Genomic DNA, 1,154 nt, shown 5'->3' with positions numbered 1-1,154 from the left:
GGTCGGTCCAGATTTGGCCATCTCGTCAACTAAAACATCAACGATATCCTTGTCAAAAGTACGCAATGGACGATCTTTACGCACAAAGAGGTGTGTATCACTTCCAAGAGCATTTTCAGGAAAAATAGGAGTTCCTGTAAATCCAAATTGATAGTAATGTTTAAAAGATTTTCTGATATTCTTCTGTGCATCTCCAAACTGTGAACGATGACATTCATCATATATTATTACACAATGTTTATCATAAATTTCGTGATTTGAATTTTTCTTAACAAATTCATTCAATTTCTGAATTGTTGTAACAACTATTTTATTGTCCTGTTTTTCTATACTTCGTTTAAGTTCCTTTGTATCCTTGCTTCCATTTACACTATCAGGCTGAAATTTCTGATATTCCTTCATTGTCTGATAATCCAAATCTTTTCTGTCGACTACAAAAAACACTTTGTCTATATAATCAAGCTCTGTAGCAAGTTTTGCAGTCTTAAAGGAAGTCAAAGTCTTACCTGAACCTGTTGTATGCCAGATAAATCCTCCTGCTTCTATTTTTCCTGCTTTTCTACTTTGAAAGCTAGATTCTGTTTTCCACAAAATACGTTCTGTTGCCGCAATCTGATAAGGTCTCATTATAAGGAGCGTATTATTTGAGTCAAAAACACAATATTTTGTCAGCACTTCGAGCATTGTACGTTTTTCAAAAAATGTTGCTGTAAAATCTTCCAAATCCCTGATAACTCTATTTTTGGCATCTGCCCATTCACATGTAAACTCATAATGATTTTTATTCTGTGCAGTAGTATTTGCAAAATAACGTGTATAAGTTCCATTTGAAATTACAAATATCTGTACATATTTATAAAGTGAATTTTCAGCATTGAAACTTTCCTTACTATATCTATGAATCTGGTTAAATGCTTCATGAAGATTTACACCACGTTTTTTCAATTCTATATGAACAAGCGGTAGTCCATTAACCAGTATAGTTACATCATAACGGTTATTATGAGTGCCTTCCTGCCTAATCTGATTCGTTACCTGCAAGAAGTTGTTATGAATATTTTTTTTATCAATAATTTTTATAGGTATCTCTTTTTTATCTACAAATATTTTACCTTTAGTTTCTTTAGAAACTGGTATTTCACTGTTAACAATAA

Annotated in this window: 1 protein-coding gene; it reads right to left on the bottom strand. The window is 32.0% G+C overall.

The features are described 5' to 3' along the window. A partial coding sequence (locus tag Q0370_RS02290) for an HsdR family type I site-specific deoxyribonuclease (protein WP_299571571.1) occupies positions 1-1,154 on the bottom strand: 1,154 nt, incomplete at both ends.

Source organism: uncultured Leptotrichia sp., assembly GCF_938036635.1.
Taxonomy (GTDB): Bacteria; Fusobacteriota; Fusobacteriia; order Fusobacteriales; family Leptotrichiaceae; genus Leptotrichia; species Leptotrichia hongkongensis.
Note: the sequence above shows the minus strand (reverse complement) of the source record. Positions and strands in the feature narration are given on the sequence as shown.